At 70.0% G+C, this 21,426-nt stretch carries 19 protein-coding genes; 7 read left to right on the top strand and 12 right to left on the bottom strand.

Annotation, left to right across the window (positions count from 1 at the left end; translation table 11 throughout):
- The first annotated feature begins 7 nt into the window (after positions 1-7).
- Both HCR68_RS02835 and HCR68_RS02830 read left to right on the top strand, forming a co-directional pair.
- Positions 8-583: a YbhB/YbcL family Raf kinase inhibitor-like protein gene (locus HCR68_RS02835; RefSeq protein ID WP_167145979.1), complete on the top strand. Its 576-nt coding sequence runs from the start codon at positions 8-10 to the stop codon at positions 581-583.
- Positions 580-1,440: an SDR family oxidoreductase gene (locus tag HCR68_RS02830; protein WP_167145977.1), complete on the top strand. Its 861-nt coding sequence runs from the start codon at positions 580-582 to the stop codon at positions 1,438-1,440. Before HCR68_RS02835 ends, HCR68_RS02830 begins: the two co-directional genes overlap by 4 nt.
- Before the next feature lie 33 nt (positions 1,441-1,473).
- Here HCR68_RS02830 and HCR68_RS02825 read toward each other — a convergent pair whose 3' ends face one another.
- A complete protein-coding gene (locus HCR68_RS02825) occupies positions 1,474-1,932 on the bottom strand; it encodes a tRNA (cytidine(34)-2'-O)-methyltransferase (RefSeq protein ID WP_167145975.1) in 459 nt (152 codons plus the stop codon).
- A gap of 153 nt (positions 1,933-2,085) precedes the next feature.
- Between HCR68_RS02825 and HCR68_RS02820 the strand changes: the two genes are divergently transcribed.
- On the top strand, positions 2,086-2,679 hold the full coding sequence (locus HCR68_RS02820) for a YbaK/EbsC family protein (RefSeq protein WP_167145973.1): 594 nt from the start codon (positions 2,086-2,088) through the stop codon (positions 2,677-2,679).
- Between the two features lie 62 nt (positions 2,680-2,741).
- Here the strand turns inward: HCR68_RS02820 and HCR68_RS02815 are convergent, their stop codons facing one another.
- The 4 genes from HCR68_RS02815 to acnA form a co-directional block, all read right to left on the bottom strand.
- The gene (locus HCR68_RS02815) at positions 2,742-4,241 is read right to left on the bottom strand and encodes an FAD-dependent oxidoreductase (RefSeq protein ID WP_279586959.1); all 1,500 of its coding nucleotides are present in this window, start codon (positions 4,239-4,241) and stop codon (positions 2,742-2,744) included.
- A gap of 209 nt (positions 4,242-4,450) precedes the next feature.
- Entirely contained in the window at positions 4,451-5,038 is a 588-nt protein-coding gene (locus HCR68_RS02810) for a TetR/AcrR family transcriptional regulator (RefSeq protein WP_167145971.1), read from the bottom strand.
- 1 nt (position 5,039) lies between these two features.
- Positions 5,040-5,819, bottom strand: coding sequence for an alpha/beta hydrolase (locus tag HCR68_RS02805; protein ID WP_243858897.1), 780 nt, complete (start codon positions 5,817-5,819; stop codon positions 5,040-5,042).
- A 329-nt stretch (positions 5,820-6,148) separates the two neighbouring features.
- Positions 6,149-8,857 carry an aconitate hydratase AcnA gene (gene acnA, locus HCR68_RS02800; RefSeq protein WP_167145967.1) on the bottom strand — a complete coding sequence of 903 codons (2,709 nt, stop codon included), beginning with the start codon at positions 8,855-8,857 and terminating at the stop codon, positions 6,149-6,151.
- Between the two features lie 567 nt (positions 8,858-9,424).
- Here acnA and HCR68_RS02795 point away from each other — a divergent pair.
- The gene (locus HCR68_RS02795) at positions 9,425-11,023 is read left to right on the top strand and encodes a DUF5979 domain-containing protein (protein WP_243858888.1); all 1,599 of its coding nucleotides are present in this window, start codon (positions 9,425-9,427) and stop codon (positions 11,021-11,023) included.
- 84 nt (positions 11,024-11,107) lie between these two features.
- Here HCR68_RS02795 and HCR68_RS02790 read toward each other — a convergent pair whose 3' ends face one another.
- Both HCR68_RS02790 and HCR68_RS02785 read right to left on the bottom strand, forming a co-directional pair.
- On the bottom strand, positions 11,108-12,505 hold the full coding sequence (locus HCR68_RS02790) for a TRAM domain-containing protein (protein WP_167145963.1): 1,398 nt from the start codon (positions 12,503-12,505) through the stop codon (positions 11,108-11,110).
- Positions 12,502-14,610, bottom strand: coding sequence for an APC family permease (locus HCR68_RS02785; protein ID WP_167145961.1), 2,109 nt, complete (start codon positions 14,608-14,610; stop codon positions 12,502-12,504). The genes HCR68_RS02790 and HCR68_RS02785 overlap by 4 nt, the downstream gene beginning before the upstream one ends.
- Before the next feature lie 91 nt (positions 14,611-14,701).
- On the opposite strand from HCR68_RS02785, the gene HCR68_RS02780 reads away from it, so the two are divergent.
- Together HCR68_RS02780 and HCR68_RS02775 are read left to right on the top strand one after the other, a co-directional pair.
- On the top strand, positions 14,702-15,325 hold the full coding sequence (locus HCR68_RS02780) for a TrkA family potassium uptake protein (protein ID WP_232023278.1): 624 nt from the start codon (positions 14,702-14,704) through the stop codon (positions 15,323-15,325).
- A 3-nt stretch (positions 15,326-15,328) separates the two neighbouring features.
- Positions 15,329-15,991 carry a TrkA family potassium uptake protein gene (locus tag HCR68_RS02775; RefSeq protein ID WP_167145959.1) on the top strand — a complete coding sequence of 221 codons (663 nt, stop codon included), beginning with the start codon at positions 15,329-15,331 and terminating at the stop codon, positions 15,989-15,991.
- Positions 15,992-16,006: 15 nt separating this feature from the next.
- On the opposite strand, the gene HCR68_RS02770 is transcribed toward HCR68_RS02775, so the two are convergent.
- From HCR68_RS02770 to HCR68_RS02755, 4 genes are read right to left on the bottom strand one after another with little or no spacing between them, the layout of a single operon-like run.
- Entirely contained in the window at positions 16,007-16,798 is a 792-nt protein-coding gene (locus HCR68_RS02770; protein WP_167145957.1) for a DUF3159 domain-containing protein, read from the bottom strand.
- A 45-nt stretch (positions 16,799-16,843) separates the two neighbouring features.
- Entirely contained in the window at positions 16,844-17,221 is a 378-nt protein-coding gene (locus tag HCR68_RS02765; RefSeq protein WP_167145955.1) for an OB-fold nucleic acid binding domain-containing protein, read from the bottom strand.
- Positions 17,222-17,935, bottom strand: coding sequence for a DUF3710 domain-containing protein (locus HCR68_RS02760; protein ID WP_167145953.1), 714 nt, complete (start codon positions 17,933-17,935; stop codon positions 17,222-17,224).
- Between the two features lie 24 nt (positions 17,936-17,959).
- Positions 17,960-18,265 carry a DUF4193 domain-containing protein gene (locus tag HCR68_RS02755; protein ID WP_004565030.1) on the bottom strand — a complete coding sequence of 102 codons (306 nt, stop codon included), beginning with the start codon at positions 18,263-18,265 and terminating at the stop codon, positions 17,960-17,962.
- A gap of 320 nt (positions 18,266-18,585) precedes the next feature.
- On the opposite strand from HCR68_RS02755, the gene sepH reads away from it, so the two are divergent.
- Positions 18,586-20,061, top strand: coding sequence for a septation protein SepH (sepH, locus tag HCR68_RS02750; protein ID WP_167145951.1), 1,476 nt, complete (start codon positions 18,586-18,588; stop codon positions 20,059-20,061).
- A 56-nt stretch (positions 20,062-20,117) separates the two neighbouring features.
- Here sepH and HCR68_RS02745 read toward each other — a convergent pair whose 3' ends face one another.
- Positions 20,118-21,422, bottom strand: a complete 1,305-nt coding sequence (locus HCR68_RS02745; protein ID WP_167145949.1) for an alkaline phosphatase family protein — start codon at positions 21,420-21,422, stop codon at positions 20,118-20,120.
- Positions 21,423-21,426: the final 4 nt, after the last annotated feature.

Here is a 21,426-nt window from a genome sequence, read left to right as displayed (position 1 = left end):
TACACCTATGACAGCCGACCTCACTCGCTCCCGCCCGCCGGCCCCCACCGGATTCCTGCCCTCGGCCCCCTCCTTCACCCTGACCTCTGCGGACCTGACGGAGGAGGGGCGGATCCCGGATGTCTTCACCGCCGTCCACGACAACGTCTCCCCGGCCCTGAGCTGGTCGGGATTCCCCGAGCAGACGCAGTCCTTCGTCGTGTCCTGCTTCGACCCGGACGCTCCGACCATGTCCGGCTGGTGGCACTGGACCATCGTGGACCTGGACGCCTCGGTGACCTCGCTGGAGCGGGGCGCGGGGGCCAGCGACCTTCAGCTCAACGGCGCCGCCTTCCACCTGGCTGGGGACTCGGGTGATCACGCCTGGTTCGGCCCCTACCCGCCCGCGGGCGACGGCGACCACCGTTACGTCTTCACCGTCTCGGCTCTGGACGTGGACACGCTGGGCCTGGACGATGAGGCCAGTCCCGCCATGGCCGCCTTCACTCTGGCTCCGCACTGCATCGCACGGGCCACCCTCACCGCCACCTACTCCGTGCCCGGTCAGCCCGGGGCCGCCGCCTTCCTCAGGGACGGCAAGTGAGCCCACAGATCGCCCAGGTCGACGCGGCCTCCAAGTCGGGCCGACGTCGTCGACAGGGGGAGTCCGTCCCCTTCACCCCCGCCCGCGGTTTCACGCGCGCCGGATCCGGCCGTCACCAGCGCCGCCCCATCGCCCTGATCACCGGGGCGACCTCCGGGATCGGCCTGGCCGTGGCCAGGGACCTGGCCCGGGACCACAACCTCATCCTGCTGGCCCGCTCCACCAACGATCTTGAGGAGCTGGCGCTCGCGCTGGAGGAGGAGTCCCAGACCGCGGTCCTCATCTGCCCGGTCGACCTGACCGATGACTCGGCCCTGGCCAGGCTGATCAGCCGGATCGACATCGAGAGCCTTGACGTGCTGGTGCACAGTGCGGGAATGGAGGCGCCCGGTGCGGTCGGAAAGATCACGCCCACCCGTTGGCGCGCGGTGCTGAACCTCAACCTGGTAGCGGCTGCGTACCTGACGAGCCTGCTGCTGCCGGCCCTGCGGGAGGCTCGCGGGCTGACGGTGTTCATCAACTCCGGTGCCGGAGTGAATCCCCGCTCGGGCAACGCCCTCTACTCCGCATCCAAGGCGGGGCTGAAGTCCCTGGCCGACACGCTGCGCCAGGAGGAGGCGGGCAAGGTGCGGGTGACCTCGATCTATCCGGGGCGGGTGGACACCCCCATGCAGGAGCGGCTGCAGGCCTTCAAAGCGGCACGCCTGCGCACCGAGGGGATCATGGCCACCCCCGCGTACCGAGCGGCGGACCACATGACGCCGCAGTCGGTGGCCGCGGCCGTGCGTCTGGCCGTGGACACCCCGCTGGACGCGGTGGTGGAGGACCTGGCGATCCGTCCCGCCGGCATGCTCTGAAGGGCCGGGAAAGGGCGGATCTGAGACCAGGGCTCATGCCCCACCGGTAAAGCCCAGGGACCGCCAGGCCTCGTACAGGCCGATGGCGGCGGAGTTGGCGAGGTTGAGGGAGCGGTTGCCCTCCACCATGGGGATGCGCAGGTGGGCGCTCACCCGCGGGTGGTCGAGGATCTCCTGGGGCAGGCCGGTGGGCTCGGGGCCGAACAGGAGGGCGTCGTCGCCCCGCCAGTCGACCTGGGTGTAGAGGCGCTCGGTGTGGGAGGTGAAGGCGAAGATGCGCCCGGGGACCTGCTCCAGGCACTCGCGCCAGGTGGCGTGGACGCGCGTGTTGGCCAGGTCGTGGTAGTCCAGGCCGGCGCGGCGCAGCTTGGCGTCGTCCATGTCGAACAGGGGGTCCACGAGGTGGAGCATGGAGCCGGTGTTGGCACTCAGGCGGATCGCGGCCCCGGTGTTACCGGGGATGCGCGGGGAGAAGAAGATGACGTGCAGCACGGGGACAATGAGACCACATGCTGAGGCGCCCCGACGACGACCGAGCTCCGGCTGCCATGATCTCAGCATCACTCCGGAGCAGTGGCCTCAGGTCAGGTCGCTCCTGGAGGATCGCATCAAGAGACGCTCCACGTCGTCGAGAGGATGAGAGACATGACTGACCTGCGTGATCCGGCTGAGGTCTTCGCCGTTGAGATCGGCTGGCAGCCGGCCCTGGAGCGCACCGACCTGCTCGCCGCGCCCGTGGCCGCGGCCCTCAAGGCGCTGGAGGCCTCCTCCCCCGAGGGCGCGGGCCTGGCCCGCCGGGCACAGGTGGTCCCGATCGAGCCGCAGTACTCCGACACCGATGCGCTCAACGCGCACTACCACCTGGACCCCGAGGCGACCGGGAACTGCGTGCTCGTGGCCGGCAAGCGCACCGGCGAGGAGCGTATCGCCGCCTGCGTCGTGCGGGCGCCCGACTTCGCCGACGTCAACCACGTCGTCAAGAAGCGCATCGACGTGCGCAAGGCCTCGTTCCTGCCGGTGGAGCGGGCCGTGGAGATGAGCTCGATGGAGTACGGCGGGATCACGCCGGTCGGCCTGCCCGAGGACTGGCGCCTCCTCATCGACGGCGCCGTGGCTGATCGGGACACGGTGCTCATCGGCTCGGGCGTGCGCCACTCCAAGCTCCTGGTCCCCGGGGCGCTGCTGGCGGCGCTGCCGGGCGCCGAGCGTGTCGACGACCTGGGGATGCGCCCCGCCTGAGCGAGTCCGTCGAGAGACCGCTCAGGCAGGGCTCGGCCCCTTGCCCGTCCTCGCCCGGTCTCTCAGCCCAGGGAGTCCAGGACGATGTTGAGTCCCTCGCTCATGGTGGGGTGGGTGATGACGGCGTCGCGCACCTGCTGCCACCTCAATCCCCCAAGCATCGCCATCTGGATGCTGGTGACGACCTCGCTGGCCTCGGCGCCGATGATGGCGGCCCCCAGGATGAGATCGGTGCGGGCGTCGATGACGACCTTGAAGAAGCCCTCGGTGCGGCCCAGGGTCTTGGCGCGTGGGACGGCGGCCGTGGGGGTCTTGGCGACGCGGACCTCGTAGCCGGCCTGGCGGGCCTCGGTCTCGGTGAGCCCGACGTGCCCGAGCTCGGGCGTGGTGAAGACGGCCCACGGGATGAGGCGCCCGGTGGTGGAGGCCTCCTTGCCGGACAGGATGTCGCGCAGGACGCGGAAGTCGTTCCAGGAGGCGTGGGTGAACTGGGGCGTGCCGGCCACGTCCCCGGCGGCGTAGACGCCCTCGGCAGTGGTGCGCAGGTGGTCGTCGACGCGCACGAAGCCGCGCTCGGTCAGCTCCACGCCGGCGGCCTCCAGGCCGAGCCCGGCGGTGACGGGGGTGCGGCCCAGGGCCACGAGCAGGTGGGAGCCGGTCGCCTCGCGCCCGTCAGCGGTGGTGACGACGACGCCCCGCCCGTCGGCGGCGGCGTCGACCCGGGAGGCACGCGCACCGGTGAGGACCGTGACGCCCAGGGCCTCGAGGCCGGCGGTCACCTCGGCGGCGACGTCGTCGTCCTCGCGGTCCAGGATGTGCGCTCCGGCGTGGACGATGGTGACCGGCACACCGAGGAGCCCCATGAGGGAGGCCATCTCGACACCGATGACGCCGCCTCCCAGGACGACGAGGCCGGTGGGCAGCTCGGGCAGGGTGAGCAGGTCCTCACTGGTCCAGTAGCGCACGTCGGCCAGGCCCTCGATCGGGGGGACCGACGGCGTGGTGCCGGTGTTGATGAGGACCTTGGCGCCGCGAACGCGCCGCAGGCCGCCGTCGTTCAGCTGGATCTCGACGGTGCGCTCCCCCACGAAGTGGGCCGTGCCCTTGACGAAGTCCATGCCGGAGGCGGGGAACATCTTCTCGTGGGCGGCCACCATGCCGGAGACGACGGCCTCCTTGCGTGCACGGAAGGAGGCCAGGTCGATGCGGGCCTGAGCCAGGGCGTCGGCGCCGCCGTCCCGCTCGGGCAGGGTAACGCCGTAGGTTGCCGAGCCCTGGACCTCGCGGAGGGTCCGGGCGGCGGAGATGAGGGTCTTGGTAGGGATGCAGGCGACGTTGATGCAGGTGCCGCCCACCTTGTCGCGCTCCACCATGACGACCTTGTCACCCGCCTTGGCGCGCAGCATCGCCAGGGACTTGCCGGCCTTTCCTCCGCCGACGACGAGCAGGTCGACCTCCTCGAGCGGAGCTCCGGACCCTCCGGCCGGGCCATGGGAGACGGCGGCGCTCTGGTTGGTGTGCTGAGAGGTGGGCTGGAGGCTGGACGATGACGACGTTGACATGGTGTTTCCTTCGGCGGTGCCGCTTGGAGTAGCTCGGTGATCGAAGTGATCCGGACACCTGGGCAACGAGGGGCGCGAAGCCGCTATTCCGCTCTGAGCAGGGCGTTCATGCCGCAGACCCGGGCGCAGGCCGGCTTCCGGCTACCGCTCGGGCACCATCCGACCGGTCATCGACTGCTCTTATTCGTTGACGATTACTCATACGATCTCTAGGTGGACGGCTTCCCCAGAGCGGTCAGTGCCGCATCGAGGGAGTCGATGAGCGTAGCGAAACTCACATCAATGGGGGCGCCCATGGCGAAGCCCCCGCGCAGCTCGATGTCGACGAATCCGTGCAGCGCGGAGCGGGTCATCCTCACCGCGTCGACGATCCGTTCATCGGGGATGCGATAGCCGGACAGCGCCGCGGTCACGACATCGATCGTGCGCCGGGCCGCCGTCGATCGCATCGGGTCCGAGCCCCCGCCCGACACCTCCCTGGGGAACTGGGTCATCGGATAGAGCCCGGGGTGCTCGTGGGCGAAGGCGCGGTAGGCCTCAGCCAGGGCCCGCAACGCGTCACGCCCGGCCCGCCCCATGAGGGAGGCGGCCAAGCACTCGGCGAGCTCGTCCACTGCTTGCACCGACACCTGCTGAACCAGGTCGCTCATGCCTGCAACGTGCTTGTACAGGCTCGGCGGCGCGACTCCGAGGTCGGCGGCCAGCCGGCTCAGGGACAGCGCCTCGTAGCCGTGCTCGTCAACGATCTGGGCCGCCCGTTCCACCACGCGCTGGGCGCTCAGTCCTGCCCGGGGCATCTCACTCCCCCCGCCTCTCCCCCACCGGCCTCGGGATATCGGCGTCAGGGACGATACGCCCGAGGAAGTCGACCACCCTCGGCCCAACGACGTCGGGGCGTTCGAGCATGGGGGCGTGCCCCGCACCGGGAACCATCATGACCTCCGCCGTCTCTCGCGGGTCTCCGCCGACGACGCGAGCAACCCAGGTGGCCTCGGTCTCCGGGTCCTTCCAGTCGGGGTCATCCGACCCCATGACCACGAGGACCGGGCAGTCAACCCTGTCCATCCACGGGGCGACGACGCGGTGGTCGGTGCGAGTCGTGGCCCAGAAGGCGCGCCAGCGGCCCGGACGGCGCAGCAGGGTCACCAGGCGTGCCGCCCGCTGCCGGGCGTCGGGCAGCCCGGGCCACAGCCGGGCCGAGTAGCTGTTCCATACGGCCGGCCCCCAGGGGCGCAGTAGCGCCAGCCCCAGCACAGTGCGCTGCAGGAACGCCCCGACCCGGTTCTCCGGGCCGCGCAGGAAGGGGCAGATGAGGACCAGACCGCGAACCAGATCGGGCCGGCGTCCGGCGGCAATGACCGCAGCAGCCCCGGACATGGAGGCTCCTATGAGGATGGCCGGGCCGGCGTCGAGGGCCTCGATGAGGGAGATGAGGTCCGTGGCAGTGGCCTCGTCACCGTAGTCGGCGAAGGTCGCCGAGCTGTCTCCGTGACCACGTAGGTCTGCCACCGCAACACGAAAGCCCGCCTCGGTCAGGGACCGCGCCAACGGATCATAGGCGCCCCGCACATCCCCCATGGCAGGCGAGCAGATGACAAGAGGCCGACTCGGTGCCGGGAATCCGGAACCCGGACCAGAGGGATCGTGCACCTCGTAGGCGATAGTGCCACCCGGCACCTCAAGTTGGCTAATGTTCATAGCCAATAGGTTACTGATATGTTCTTTCTGGAGCAAGCAGGTCTTCGACAAACCGTCACTTCCCCGAACGCCGGTCCGCAGAGTTGCGCAGTACTCGCCACTCGACTGAGGCGGAGACCTGTTGCTGCTGCGCGGCTGGGATCATCGGTTTCGAGCGGCACAAGGGCACTCTTGTTCACCTGGCCATCACCCGCCGCGCCGCCGCCCGACTACGTCAGGGCAGACGCACCGACACCGTCTGAGGTGCTGGAACTGGCCAGCTGACGCAGCACGTACTGGAGGATGCCGCCGTGGCGGAAGTAGTCGGCCTCACCGGGGGTGTCGATGCGCACGACGGCGTCGAAGGAGACGACCGAGCCATCGTCCTTGCTCGCCTTGACCGCGACGGTGCGAGGCGTGACGCCCTCGTTGAGCGCCGTCAGGCCCGTGATGGAGAAGGTCTCGGTGCCGTCCAGGCCGAGGGACTCGGCGCTCTGGCCCGCCGGGAACTGGAGGGGCACCACGCCCATGCCGATCAGGTTGGAGCGGTGAATGCGTTCGAAGGACTCAGCGATGACCGCCCTGACGCCCAGCAGGGCCGTGCCCTTGGCGGCCCAGTCACGTGAGGAGCCCGAGCCGTACTCCTTGCCGCCCAGGACCACAAGCGGGATACCCGCGGCCTGGTAGGCCTGGGAGGCGTCGAAGATCGACTCCTGCTCGCCGGAGAGGAAGTTGCGGGTGTAGCCGCCCTCGACGCCGTCGAGCAGCCGGTTGCGCAGGCGGATGTTGGCGAAGGTGCCGCGGATCATGACCTCGTGGTTGCCGCGGCGCGAGCCGTAGGAGTTGAAGTCCACGCGGGCCACGCCGTGCTCGGCCAGGTAGCGGCCGGCCGGGGAGTCGGCCTTGATGGCTCCGGCCGGGGAGATGTGGTCGGTGGTCACCGAGTCGCCCAGCAGCGCGAGCACCCGGGCCCCCTCGATGTCGGTCACCGGGGTGAGCTCCATGGTCAGGCCCTCGAAGAAGGGGGCCTTGCGCACGTAGGTGGACTCCTCGTCCCAGGCGAAGGTGTCCCCCTCGGGGGTGTCCAGGCCCTGCCAGCGCTCGTCGCCGGCGAAGACGTCGGCATAGTCGCGCGTGTACATCTCCCGGTCGATCGTGGCGTCGATGACGGCCTGGACCTCGGTGGGGTCGGGCCAGATGTCGGCCAGGAAGACGTCACGGCCCTCGGGGTCCTGGCCCAGCGGCTCCGTGTCGAAGTCGATGTCCATGGTCCCGGCCAGCGCGTAGGCGATGACCAGGGGCGGAGAGGCCAGGTAGTTCATCTTGACGTCGGGGTTGATGCGCCCCTCGAAGTTGCGGTTGCCCGAGAGCACCGAGACCACCGCCAGGTCGGCGTCGTTGACCGCCTGGGAGACCTCGGCCGGCAGGGGGCCGGAGTTGCCGATGCAGGTGGCGCAGCCGTAGCCGACGACGTTGAAGCCCAGCTCGTTGAGGGCCGGCCACAGCCCGGCCTTCTCGTAGTAGTCGGTGACGACCTGGCTGCCCGGGGCGGTGGAGGTCTTCACCCAGGGCTTGGAGCGCAGGCCCCGGGCCACGGCGTTGCGGGCCAGCAGGCCGGCCGCCATCATCACCGAGGGGTTGGAGGTGTTGGTGCACGAGGTGATCGAGGCGATGGCGACATGCCCGTGGTCGAGCTCGGTGGCGGTGCCGTCGGCCAGGGTCACCGGCGTCGGCTTGGAGGGCTGGGCGGCATAGGTGGGCAGGACCTCCTTGAAGGACTCCTTGGCCCCCGACAGGACGATGCGGTCCTGGGGGCGCTTGGGACCGGCGATGGAGGGCACCACCGTGGACAGGTCCAGCTCGAGGTACTCGGAGTAGACGGGCTCGCGGGCCGGGTCGTGCCACATGCCCTGGGCCTTGGTGTAGGCCTCCACGAGACGGACGCGCTCCTCGGAGCGGCCGGTCAGGCGCAGGTAGTCCAGGGTGACCTCGTCGATCGGGAAGATCGCGGCGGTGGAGCCGAACTCGGGGCTCATGTTGCCGATCGTGGCGCGGTTGGCCAGCGGCACCTCGGCGACGCCCTCGCCGTAGAACTCGACGAACTTACCCACGACCCCGTGGGCTCGCAGCATCTGGGTGATGGTCAGGACCACGTCGGTGGCGGTGGCGCCGGCCGGAATGGCGCCGGAGAGCTTGAAGCCCACCACCTTGGGGATGAGCATGGACACGGGCTGGCCCAGCATGGCGGCCTCGGCCTCGATGCCGCCCACGCCCCACCCCAGGACGCCCAGACCGTTGACCATGGTGGTGTGGGAGTCGGTGCCCACGCAGGTGTCGGGGTAGGCCTGGGTGACGCCGTCGGCCTCCCGGGTGAAGACGATGCGGGCCAGGTACTCGATGTTGACCTGGTGGACGATGCCGGTGCCCGGGGGGACGACGCGGAAGTTGGACAGCGCTCCCTGGCCCCAGCGCAGGAACTGATAGCGCTCGGCGTTGCGCTCGTACTCGCGCTCCTTGTTGCGCTCCAGGGAACCGGGCAGACCGAAGGAGTCGATCTGCACGGAGTGGTCGATGACCATCTCGGCAGGGGCCAGGGGGTTGATGACCTCGGGGTCACCGCCGAGGTCGGCGACCGCCTCTCGCATGGTGGCCAGGTCCACGATGCAGGGGACGCCCGTGAAGTCCTGCATGACGACGCGGGCCGGAGTGAACTGGATCTCCGTGCTGGGCTCGGCGCCGGGGTCCCAGGCGGCCAGGGCCCGCACGTGGTCGGCGGTGATGTTGGCGCCGTCCTCGGTGCGCAGCAGGTTCTCGGCCAGCACCTTGAGACTGTAGGGCAGACGCTCCAGGCCGGGAACGGCATCGAGGCGGTAGATCTCGTAGTCGCGACCGTCGACGTCGAGGGTGCTGCGCGAGGCGAAGGTGTTGAGGCTGGTCACCGGGGCTCACTTCCAGTTGTCGTACCGATCCGACCGTCGCGCCCTCACAGGTCCGGCCGCGGAACCGTTGGGACGGTCGGGCGGCGACAGGCCGGAGGGGCAGCAGGCGGACGCTCCGGTGTGGACCGTAGCCCACGGCGTGTCATCCGTTGTCAATACGTAGGCGTGCCTGGCCAAACCTGACGGCCGGAGCGGGTGACGGCACGGCAATTAGGCAACACCCGACGCGCGCAACGAGGGCGGACGCCCTGAAAACGCGTTGTACATCACTCGTGCCAGTACCTCGGTCTCCAAGAGATATCAATGCAGCAACACAGCGGTCACAAAAGGCGCATGAGGTGCTCAGCGATAGACCCATCGCCATAAGATCGCGACGAATGCCTGTGTGATCCCCTGAAACACAGGTTTATTTTCCCCTCATGAAAATGGAGACAAAGGATGCATTTACAGCACCTCTCTGTGCCCCGTAAGCATATGGCGACCCTGCTCGTCAGTGTGCTGCTGGTGGCGCTGGGCAGCTTCGTCGCACTTATCGCACCGAGTGCGAGCGCTGACCAGAATACCGGCGTGAAGGTATCCTTCAGCCCCCTCATTCTCGCTGACAAGGACGGCACGGAATATCCGGATAAGCCTGCGCACCTCGAGGACCCCGTTCGTATGAAGTTCGCCTGGGACGCATCCACCGCCAACCCGCAGCCCGGCCAGTCCTTCAGCATCGGTCTTCCAGCGGAGTACCGGTACCGTGAGACAGGTCGGCACGACGACCTCGTCCTTGGAAACGGCACCAAGGTGGGCGACTGCGTCACAACCGGCGGGACCCTCACCTGCACCTTCAACGCCTCGATCAGCGCCGCCACCGAGCTCAAGGGGTCGGGCAACCAGATGATCGTGGCCCAGAAGGTCACCCAGGACAACAAGACCACGTTCAACGCCAACGGCACCGATGTTGAGGTCTTCCACCCCAACAACGAGCGGATTCTGCCCATCGCCTGGGTGGAGAAGGACCTCGGCAAGTACGCCAACTCCCTCAAGCGCGAGTCCAGCGCCCTGACCTGGCACATCCAGTTCAGCGGTACGACCATCGCCAACCACCTGGGAGCGGAGGCGGGCAGCGTCAACACCGTCACGTTCAACGACGTCTCCGGGGGCGGACAGACCCTCAACCCGGATCTCGGCTCCTGGTACGTACGGGTCAACCCCGAGGAGTACGGCGGTGGGGCCGACGGATACTTCGACGTCGCCAAGGCCGATGGCACGGCGATGAACACCGACCACGGCTCATTCGTCCTGAAGCCGACCATCGGCGCGGACGGGAACACCGCGTCCATCACCCTGACCCGCACGGACGGTACCTTCGCCAAGAACGCGAACTACGAGATCGTCTACCAGTCCCTGGCAGAGGGCGGCAAGATCGTCCCGGGGCGCGTCTACACCAACAGCGCCACCCTGAGCGGCGGTAAGAACACCACGGTGTCGGCACAGATGGCCTACAAGGACCCGATCTCCTACGACGTGCAGCTGACGCAGGGCTTCGGCTCCTTCGGGGTCAAGAAGTACGTCACCGGCGCCCACCAGGACGATGTCACCTCGGACACCAAGGTCCGTGTGAACGTCTCCTACGAGCTTCCCAATGGGACGACCGAGGCCGACTACCCGACCTGGGCCAACAAGCCGACGTCGAACCCCTACACCGTCGAGGTGGCCGTGGGCCAGCAGCAGGCCGCGGACACCCTGCGTGAGTTCCCCAAGGGAACCAAGATCACGCTGACGGAGGACACCTCCGCCGCAGCACTTCCCGGAGCCCTTGAGTGGGGAAGCAAGACCTTCTCGGTGAACGGCACCGAGACGCAGGACAGCACGACGTTCTCAGTCGACACCACCGTGCAGGCCGTGAGCCTGTACAACGATGTCACTCAGAAGGAGGAGCCGACGCCCACACCGACGCCCACCCCCACTGAGGAGCCGACACCGACCTCCACCGAGGAGCCCACACCGACCTCCACCGAGGAGGTCCCCGTGCCCAGCGCAACAGCCGACACGCCTTCGGGTGATGGAGGCAGCAACCTGGCGAGCACCGGCTCCAACGCCGGGACAGTGATCGCAGCCGTCGTTGCCCTCATGGCAACGGGGTACGTGTTCCTGGCCGTTCGCCGTCGCGCATCGTGACCGGCTCTCAGCAGCTGACAAGACTCCTTCCCGGAGCATGAGATGGGTCCCAGTCCGCGAGGACTGGGACCCATCGCCGTTTTCTCAGCCTCGATCGAGCACGGCGATCGTCTCGAAGTGGTGCGTGTGCGGGAACATGTCCAGTGCGCTCAGGGAGCCGAGGACGTAGCCGGCGCGCAGGAGGGTTCCCAGGTCCCGAGCCAGGGCCGCCGGGTCGCAGGCCACGAGGACGATCCGCTCGGGTCCCAGGGCGGCAACCGCCTCGATGACCTCCCGGCCGGCCCCCTGTCGCGGCGGATCGAGGACGACGACGTCGGGGCGGGAGCCGGTGAAGGAGTCTGCGAGGTCGCGCACCGATCGGGCACTGACGCGTCCTGCGGCCAGGCGGGCGCCGGGCTGGTCATGCAGGGTGCGCCGGGCGTCGCGGACGGCCTGCTCACTGCCCTCCAGGGAGACGACCTGGCCGCCGCCTCCCACGAGGGCGGCCAGTGGCAGGGTGAACAGGCCCGCCCCCGAGTAGAGCTCGAGGACGCGACTGCCCGAAGCTCCTTGGAGGTCCTCGCCCAGGGCGGCTCGTACAACCCGCTCGACCAGCACCCGAGGAGCATCGACGTGCACCTGCCAGAAGCCCTCGGCGTGAACGGAGTAGGTCAGCTCCCCCAGCCCCAGGGCAGAGGCGTCCACGACCTCCTGGACACGGCGTCGCCCGGTACTGCGCGCCTGGGCGGTCAGGATCCGGTCGTCGAGCAGGACGACGGGCTCACCACCGCTGGGGGCGATGGCCTCGATACGCATGCCGGGCCGGAAGTGGGCGCGCCAGCGGGAACGCTCCAGCAGACCGATCTCGCCGATGGCGGGCACGGCCAGAGGCGTGCGGTGCAGGGGAAGGACCGTCCCGGAGCGGAAGGCGTGCATGCCGGGCTCGCCGTCGTCGTTGACCGTCAGGCTCACGCGGGTGCGGGTGGCCGTCCCGGCCAGGGCTCGCCTGCGGGCACTGGTGGAGGCCTGGGCCGCGGCGTCGGTGGGCATGGGCTCGATCGGCACGGCGGCTCCGGTGGAGGCCTCCGGCAGGGAGGCGACGGCGTCGGCCACCTCCTGTCCCCCGATCCGGCGCAGGCAGTCGGCCAGGACCCAGCGCTTCCAGGTGCGTTGGGCGTCCAGGGCCACGTGGGCCAGCTCTCCCCCACCCACGCCCCCCGCTCCGGCCTCGGGCCAGACGGACTCGACGCGGTCCGGGGAGGACTGAAGGATCTCGACGGCGTCGGCGCGCCAGGTCCGCGACGTCATCTCGGTCAGTCGGGCCCGCACCGTCTCACCGGGCAGGGCGTGGTGCACGAAGATGACGCGGCCGCCCGGATCGTCCACCGGACGGGCCACGCAGTGCCCGCCATGCGCCGGGGCGCCGACGGCCAGGGTGAGCTCGCGGGGGCGCCCGCGGCTGGGGGCGGGCTGATCGCCGGGCAGGCTGGGCTGGGGTGTCATCGGTTCTCCTGGTGGTCCGCACCGACGGCGCCGGCGACTGGGCTGCTGGGCCGGCTCGGGTGACTGAGGTGGCTGTCCACGTGACGGCGCATGGCGACGTCGGCGTCGATGATGCCCTCGGCGGTGCGAGCGCGCACGCCGTGGTGGAAGTGGCGCTGGCCGGGCAGTCCCAGCTGCCAGGGCACGGAGGCGACGACGACGCCAGGGGTGAACAGCAGGACGGTCTTGAGGCGCAGGGCGGTCTGGTTGTGGAGGATCTGCTCCCACCAGTGGCGCACGATGTACTCGGGCAGGAAGACGACGACGAGGTCGCGGGGGGACTCGCGACGCACCGAGCGCACGTAGTTGATGACCGGGCGGGTGATGTCCCGGTAGGGCGAGTCCAGGACCGTCAGAGGTACCGCGATGTCGGCCTCCTCCCAGGCGTCCAGGAGACGCTCGGCGCCGCCGTCGCCGGTGTCCACCGTCAGGGCCTCCAGGGCCGTCGGGTGGGTCGACTGGGCGTAGGTCAGGGCCCGCAGCGTCGGCTGGTGGAGGCGGGAGGCCAGGACGATGGCGTGGACGTGGGCCGGTAGGACCCGGGCGTCGTGCAGGTCGGAGATGGCCACCTCCTCGCTGACCCTCCGGTAGTGGCGGCGGATCCGGTTCATCACCAGGTAGAGCAGCGCCATGATCGTCAGGGTGATCCAGGCCCCTCGGGTGAGCTTGGTGAGCAGGACGATCACCAGGACCGTCCCGGTCCCCAGCACCCCGATGGCGTTGATGATGCGGGCGCGCTGCATGCGCGAGCGGGCCCTGGAGTCGGTGGCGATCGTCAGCTCGCGCGTCCAGTGGCGCACCATGCCCACCTGGGAGAGTGTGAAGGAGATGAAGACGCCCACGATGTAGAGCTGGATGAGGCGGGTGGTACTGGCCTCGAAACCCACGAGGAAGGCCACGGCTCCCAGCCACAGGACGATGATGCCGTTGGAGAAGGCCAGGCGGTCGCCGCGCTGGGAGAGCTGGCGGGGCAGGAACTCGTCGCGGGCCAGGACACTGGCCAGGACCGGGAACCCGTTGAAGGCGGTGTTGGCGGCCAGCACCAGGATGAGGCCGGTGACGGCGGCGACCAGGTAGAACATCGGCCGGAAACCGGAGAAGACGGTGGCGGCGATCTGTCCGATCGCGGGGTCCTGGTGGTAGCCGGCCCCCACCGGCACGCCGTCGCGCAGGAGCTGGCGGGCCGGGTCCTCCACCATGCGCACGCCGACGGCGCCGGCCAGGTGGATGACACTCATGAGCATCAGGGCGGCGATCCCGCCCAGGAGCAGCAGGGTGGTGGCGGCGTTGCGGGACTTGGGGCGCTGGAAGCTGGGGACGCCGTTGGAGATCGCCTCCACACCGGTCAGGGCCGCGCAGCCCGAGGAGAAGGCCCGCAGGACCAGGAATCCTCCTGCCAGGCCGGTCAGGCCCTGCTCCCAGCCGGCGTGGGTGACGACGTCGAGGCCGGCGGACTCGGCCTGGCCGAGCGTGCCGGTCATCTCCTGAATGAGGCCGACGACGGCCATGATGCCGATAACGCCCATGTACAGGTAGGTGGGGATGGCGAAGGCGCGGCCCGACTCCCTTGAGCCGCGCATGTTGAGCACGGCCAGGACGGTGACGACGGCGACGGCGATCTCCACCTTGTAGGGGGCCAGCCCCGGAAGGGCCGCAGCGAGGTAGGAGGTGCCTGAGGACACTGAGACCGCGACGGTCAGGACGTAGTCGCTCAGCAGGGCCGAGGCCACCAGGAGGCCGGCGTGGGAGCCGAGGTTGGCCGAGACCACCTCGTAGTCGCCGCCGCCCGACGGGTAGGCGTAGACGGTCTGACGGTAGGACGCCACCACGACCGCGAGAACGCCGACGACGGCCAGAGCGACCCAGGGGGACAGAGAGGTGGCGGCGACCCCCGCCACCGCCAGGGTGATGAGCACCTCATCAGGGGCATAGCCCACGGAGGACAGGGCGTCGGAGGCGAACACCGGCAGGGCGATTCTCTTGGGCAGGAGCGTCTCGCCCAGAGCCCCACTGGGGACGGGACGGCCAACGAGAAGCCGCTTGATGCGGTCTGCGAAATCACGCACGCCTCCAGATGTTACGTCCGCGGCCCGACAACGGAGTACCGTCCTCCTCGTGCACTTCGTCATCATGGGCTGTGGTCGCGTCGGAGCGTCCATGGCCGTCCAGCTCGACCGCATGGGGCACTCGGTGTCCGTCATCGACCGGTCCTCAGACTCCTTCCGCCGTCTGCCCTCCGACTTCAACGGCCGCAAGGTCAAGGGGGTCGGCTTCGACCGCGACGCCCTGGAGCAGGCCGGCATTGACGAGGCCTACGCCTTCGTGGCCGTGTCCAACGGGGACAACTCGAACATCGTCGCGGCGCGCGTGGCCCGGGAGAGCTTCGGCGTGGACAACGTCGTCGCCCGCATCTACGACTCTCGCCGGGCCGACGTCTATGAGCGCCTGGGCATCCCCACGGTGGCCACCGTGCGCCAGACCGCCGACCAGATGATGCGTCGGATCCTCCCCGGATCCAGCGCTCGCGAGCTCGAGGACCCCTCGGGCACGATCGCCCTCATCCAGCCCAGTGCCTCACCCCAGTGGGTGGGCACGACGATCGGGGCGCTCGAGGACCGTCTGAGGGTGCGCGTCGCCTGGATCTCGCGGGATGCCACGGCGCTGCTGCCCGAGGCCGCCACCGTCATCCAGGAGCATGACCGCCTGCACCTCGCGGTGAGCACCGACCGCATCGGCCAGGTGCGCCGAGCCCTGTCGCACGCCCCGTCACAGGAGGCCTGAGCCATGCAGATCGTGATTGCCGGAGCCGGATCCGTGGGTCGCTCCATCGCCCGCGAGCTCATCAGCCACGGCCATGAGGTCACGCTCATCGACCGATCCGCCGAGGCCATGCGCATCGCCTCGGTGCCGGAGGCCGACTGGCAGCTGGCGGACGCCTGCGACATCGACGCGCTGGAGCGAGCCGGAGCCGAGACCTGCGACGTCATCGTGGCCGCCACCGGGGACGACAAGGCCAACCTGGTCATCTCCCTGCTGGCCAAGACCGAGTACGGGGTGCCCCGCACCGTCGCCAGAGTCAACAACCCCAAGAGCGAGTGGCTCTTCGATGAGACCTGGGGCGTGGACGTCGCCGTGTCGACCCCTCGCTTCATGACGGCCCTGGTGGAGGAGGCCGTCAGTGTGGGCAGTCTGGTCAGCATCTTCCACTTCCACCAGTCCGGCGCCTCCATGCACGAGCTGACCCTGCCGGAGGACTCACCGGTCATCGGCGAGCTCGTCTCCGACATCGAGCTGCCGCCCCACACGGTGCTGGTGGCGATCCTGCGCGACTACCGACCCATCACGCCGGACCGCGACGAGCGCTTCGAGCGCGGGGACGAGCTCATCTTCCTCACGGCGCGTGAGGGAGAGTCCAGCCTGGAGGAGCTGCCGCTCATCTTCACGTGACTGCGAGCCGGAGGGCTACTGGTCGGCGGCAGCCTGGGCCTGCGCGATCCGGCTGGGGGCGACCAGCAGCCAGATGAACCACAGGGTCACGGCGTACAGCGGCACCCCCAGGACGAGGCGGGCGGCGCCCAGGTAGGACACGGCCTGCTCTCCGGCCAGGTAGAGGGGGACCTCGACGACGAGGCGCAGGGCGAACATCAGGGTGAGGACCCAGGTGCCCGCGTGGTAGCGGAGCCTCACGTTGCGCAGGGCGGGCTCGGTGCGCCAGGCCGACGGGTGCGCGGCCGGATCGTCGTCGGCGCCCTGCGGCTTCCTCGAGCCGTCACTATCCTCGCTATCCTCACTGTCCCGACTCGCCGCTGCGTCGTCCGACTCGTCGGTGACCCGGTGCCACAGGGTGATGAGGGCGCCCACGATCGGCCAGCCGATGAGCAGGGAGACCAGGCAGGCGACCAGCCAGGCCGCGTTGATCATGAGGCCGGTGGCGTAGAAGTTGGAGGCCTCGCCGCTGTACCAGGCCCACAGGGCCGAGACGAGGACCAGCACGATGCCGCCCACGACCTGGGCCGGCGACTGCCGCTGCACCAGGCGGGCCACGAGGCCGACGGCACTGACGACCAGGGAGGCGGCCAGGGCTGCCACCAGGGCGGTGGGCCGCACCGCCATGACGAGGACGAACACGAGGGTGGGCACGACGGACTCGAGGATGCCGCGCCACCCGCCCACGGCGGCCATGGCGTCGAAGCGCTCGGAGTCGATCGCGCCCAGGCCCGTGCGACGAGTGGTGCCCTCAGAACGGCTGCTCATTCGTAAGTCCTTCCCCGGCTCTTTCCTCAAGGTCGCTGTTGGTCACTACTGCCCCGGTCCCAGCAGCTGGTAGGCGGGGTTGTGGATCTGCAGACGGTGGGTGCCGTCGGCGACCCGGCCCTCGGCCAGCAGGTGAGTACCCGGCTTGATGCCGGCGATGCGTCGTCGCCCCCACCACACCAGGTCGATGCTGCCGGTACCGTCGTAGAGCTGTCCGACGAGAATGGGCTTGTCCTGGCTGGAACGGTAGGTGACCGCCTGCAGGACACCTGAGACGCGGGTCCGCCGACGGGGCACCAGGGACCCGATCGGATCGGTGCCCCGCCGACTGGCGGAACGCTCCTCGTCCTCGGCCTCCAGATGCTCACGACTGGTGCGAAGCGACCTGGCCAGCCGCTTCAGGCGGGTGGACAGCGCCGGCATCTAGCGCACTTCGGCGATGGTCGGGCCGGGAGCCAGCGGGTCGATGCCGGGCAGGTCCTCCGCCTCGGGGCCGGCCGCGGCTCCGGGCGCGTGCAGGGGAAGAATCTCCCGAGGCGGGCGGGCCTGACCATCACGGACGACGACGATGCCCCGCAGCACCTCGCGCAGGGCCTGGGCCGACTGCTCGGAGGAGGCCGCGTGTCCCTGAAGCACGCCCCGCAGGAACCAGCGGGGGCCGTCGATCCCCAGGAAGCGGATCGTGCCGGTCGTCGTCGTGCCGTCAGGACCGCGCATGGGCAGGTGAGCGACCAGCTCAGTGCCGTACTCCCCGTAGCTCTCCTCGTAACGGGCGCCGTTTCCGGCGAGCTCATCTGCGATGTCGCCTCGAAGCTCGTCCCAGATGCCGGCCGTGCGCGGTGCGGCGAAGGCCCGCAGCTCGAGCGCCGAGCCGCCCAGCGCGAGGACGACGGCGGTGACGGTACCGTCGGGGGCCTGCTCCATGCGCAGCTGCATTCCGTCAACGGCCGGGATCTGCAACGCCCCCAGGTCGATGCGGGGCACGTCCTCCTGGTCCTCGGGAAGCTCGCTGAGGTCCCAGGGGCCGGAGGCGCCGGGCTCGTTGAGGTCGTCGACATCGGCCTCGGCGTCGCGCTCGAGGGCGGACTCGTCGGTTTCGGTGGATGCGTCGTCACGGCGGCGCGAGAACAGTCCCATGGGGTTCTCCTGAGTTGGGGGGTGTCAGCCGGCGCAGTCGGCGCACACGGGAAGGCCGGTCGCCTCGTCGACGAAGGCAAGCTGGCTGCGGTGATGGACGAGGAAGCACTCCGAGCAGGTGAACTCGTCCTCGAGCTGAGGAACGACGTGAACGCTCAGCTCCTCGCGGGACAGGTCCGCCCCGGGAAGCTCGAAGCCCTCAGCGGCCTCATTCTCGTCCTCCTCGATCGCGGCGGAGGACTGGTCCTTCTGCCGCGAGGTCAGCTCCTCGATGGAATCGGCCTCGGGCTCGTCATCATTCTTGCGCGGGGCGTCGTAGTCGGTCGCCATGGCCTCGTCACTCTTTCTGTCGACGGCTCTCGGGTGACCTCCGAGGACGGACGTCGAGCCGCACGCGCACAGATGGCGTCGTGCCGATGATCGAAGCATCCGCCCCGGAAGGCACGCGCACAATAGCACCGCCAGGCGGCCCGTCAAGCCAAATCGCCCGATGAAAGAACACAGTTCGCTTGCAGTGTGCTCGACCCGAGGGTTTTCACGAGGGTATTCACACGTGCTTCACATGTGGCACACCGCTGCGCCTCCCACGGCTTGGCACCTGCGGATGGCAGGCTGTGAAGCACAGTGGAGCATATCGTGCTGACGTCGGGATGAAGGAGGCCCCACCCATGGTCGAACTCGAGCTGCTGGGTGCCAACGGTGACACGATTGTCATGACGGACGAGAACGGCGAGCGCTACAGCATCGTCGTCGACGACGCCCTCAGGGCCGCGGTGCGCCGTGACCGCGGCGCGATCGTGCCCCCGTCGGGGACGACCAACGAGGGACCGGCACCCCTGCGCCCCCGCCAGCTCCAGGCGTACATGCGCGCCGGCGCCACCGCGGTCGAGGTCGCCATCAGCACGGGCATGGACGTGGAGCACGTGCGCCGCTTCGAGGGACCGGTGCTCGCAGAGCGTCAGTGGGCCGTCTCGCAGGCCCAGTCCTGCCGCATCGGCTGGGAGAAGGACTCCCCCCTGCTCGGCGAGCTGGTGGTGGACCGGCTGGCCACGCGCGGCGTCGACCCCTCCAGTCTGGAGTGGGACGCGCTGCGCGAGGGCCGGGACCCGTGGCTCATCATGGTGACCTTCGTACAGTCCGCTGAGGAGAAGCAGGCCCGCTGGTCGCTGGACCTGACGGCCCGGGCGGTTCACGCGCTGGATGACGAGGCGCGATGGCTCACCGAGGCCGGAGCGGGATCCAATCGTCCGGCCGTCTTCGACCAGGACTCGAAGGCCCCCGGGGCCTCGGCCACCGCACCGTCGGCCCAGTCGGGTCACTCCCCCGCCTCCGTGGGCTCCTCCGGTGCCAGCGCGGTGTCGGCCGTCTCCGCTCCGGCCGCCGCATCCGGTGAGCCCTCCGGCCTGGCCGTCGAGATGCCCGGGATGCTGCCGGTGCGGGAGTACGCCCGTCCCACCGGCGGGGCCATGTCGACGGACGACACCGACGCGCTGCTGGCCGACCTGGCCTCCAGCCGAGGCCGACGTGTCGAGGTCGAGGTGCCCCCGGAGGAGGGCATGAGTGGTTTTCCCGGTGAGGGGCACGGCGACGAGGACGCCTTCACCGATCCTCACGGCATCGACTACACCAGCAGCCCGGACAGCCCCGAGGTCCCCTCGCCCCCGGCCAGGGGGATCGAGGAGCACCGCACCGCAGCCCGAGCCGGGTCGGCCGACGAGCCCCTGGAGCAGGCCGCGGGCCTGAGCGCACAGGTCTACTCGATGTCGGAGCGTCGGCGCCTGCACACCGGCAACCACCCGGCCGGGACCAGGCTGGTGACGGCCTCCAGCGCTCCCTCAGCAGCGCCGTCGGCCCCGAGCCCCGCCGTTGGCCGTGTCCCGGTGGGAAGCCAGGCACCGGTGGGAGCGGACAGTCCCACCGAGCCGGTTCCGGAGATCCCCATGCCCTCACGCTCAGAGGTCATGGCCAAGGCCTCGCCCGGAGCGTCGGCCGCCTCGGGTGCGGGCACGCAGGAGACGCTGCCCGACATGCCCAGAACGGTTCCGGCCAAGAAGAAGTCGCGTCGCCGCTCACGCCGCTCCGTCCCCTCCTGGGACGAGATCGTCTTCGGCGCCAGGCCAGAGTAACCGGGTAGTAACTGGGTGTCCGGGCCGGGCCCGGACACCCGGGAGGCTTGGGGCCTTCAGGCCTCGGTGATGAGCAGCGGCACCTCGGTCTCGGCCGGTGTGAAGGAGCCGTGGACACCGGGCATGGCGATGGCGGACTCGGAGTGGACCCGGGGGTCCACGAGCACCCAGGTACCCGCCATGGCCACGACGACGTCGCCGACGACTCCTCGTGCCCGCGGGCTGAGAGTCCCCAGGTGCTCGGCGGCCTGCTCACGAGTCCCGATCCACGCAGCCCGATCCCCCAGGACGCGGCGGTAGCGATGGGCCACCTCGGCGGCGAGGTCCGCGTCACCGTCGGCGACGTGCAGGTGCGTCAGGCGGGGCTCACCGGCCACGGCGACGACGTCGCGCGTCAGCTCGCGGTGGGCACTGAGGTCGATGCGGTGGTCGGCGTCGGTGTCGACCATGCCGTGGTCGGTGCTCAGGATGATCCGGGTGCCGGCAGGGACCCGGCGGGCCAGCTCGGTCATCGCGGCGTCGAGGCGCTCGAGCTGAGCCAGCCACTGCTCACTGAGCCAGCCGTGCTTGTGGCCGATCTTGTCCAGCTCGCCGACATAGAGGTAGACCAGGGGCGTGCCGCGGCGCAGGGCGCCTGCGGCCAGGCCAGGACGGTCCTCCAGACGGTCCGCCCCCAGGTGCGAGGCGCCTCGCAGGGCCGCCTCGGTCAGGCCGGAGCCGGCGAAGCGGGCCGGTCCGATGCTCACGGCGCTTCCCGCGGGGAGGCGCTCGAAGACGGTGGGCACGTCCTGCCAGGCCCGGGGACTGGGGGCGTCATCGCCCTTCCAGGTGATGAGACTGAGGATCTGGTCGGGGCCGGGCACCGTCGAGGCGGGGAGGGCGGGCCCCAGGCGGGGCTTGAGCACCGAGTAGCCGACCATGCCGGTGGTGCCGGGCAGGGCGGAGGTTCCCAGCATAGTCAGGGCCGCTGCCGTCGTCGAGGGTCGGCAGGTGAGGATCCTGGAGTCGTGGCCGTTGTCGCCCTGCCCCAGCCACCGGCGCAGGGTGGGGGTGTGTCCGCGCCGCTGACGGAGCATCTCCAGGCCCAGACCGTCCACGAGGACGACGACGGTTCCCGGGCCGTCCCCGGGAGCGTCGCCGAGCCCATCGGCCGGCGCGACCCCCCAGCTGCGGGCGACGTGACGCGCCTCGGCGTCGGTGACGACCGAGCCGCCGTCTGAGCCGCCGTCGTTCCCGGGATCGCTGAGGGTCAGCCCGGCGCTGACGGCTCCGACCGCCAGGACGTAGCGGAGCGCCGGATCCTGCGGGGAGTCCGAGGCAGGAGCCGGTGAGGGTTCCTCGGCGACGGTACGGGACCTCATCGCG

It is taken from the genome of Actinomyces sp. ZJ308 (assembly GCF_011752065.1).
Classification (GTDB): Bacteria; Actinomycetota; Actinomycetes; order Actinomycetales; family Actinomycetaceae; genus Actinomyces.
This window is presented reverse-complemented; position numbering and strand designations above follow the sequence as displayed.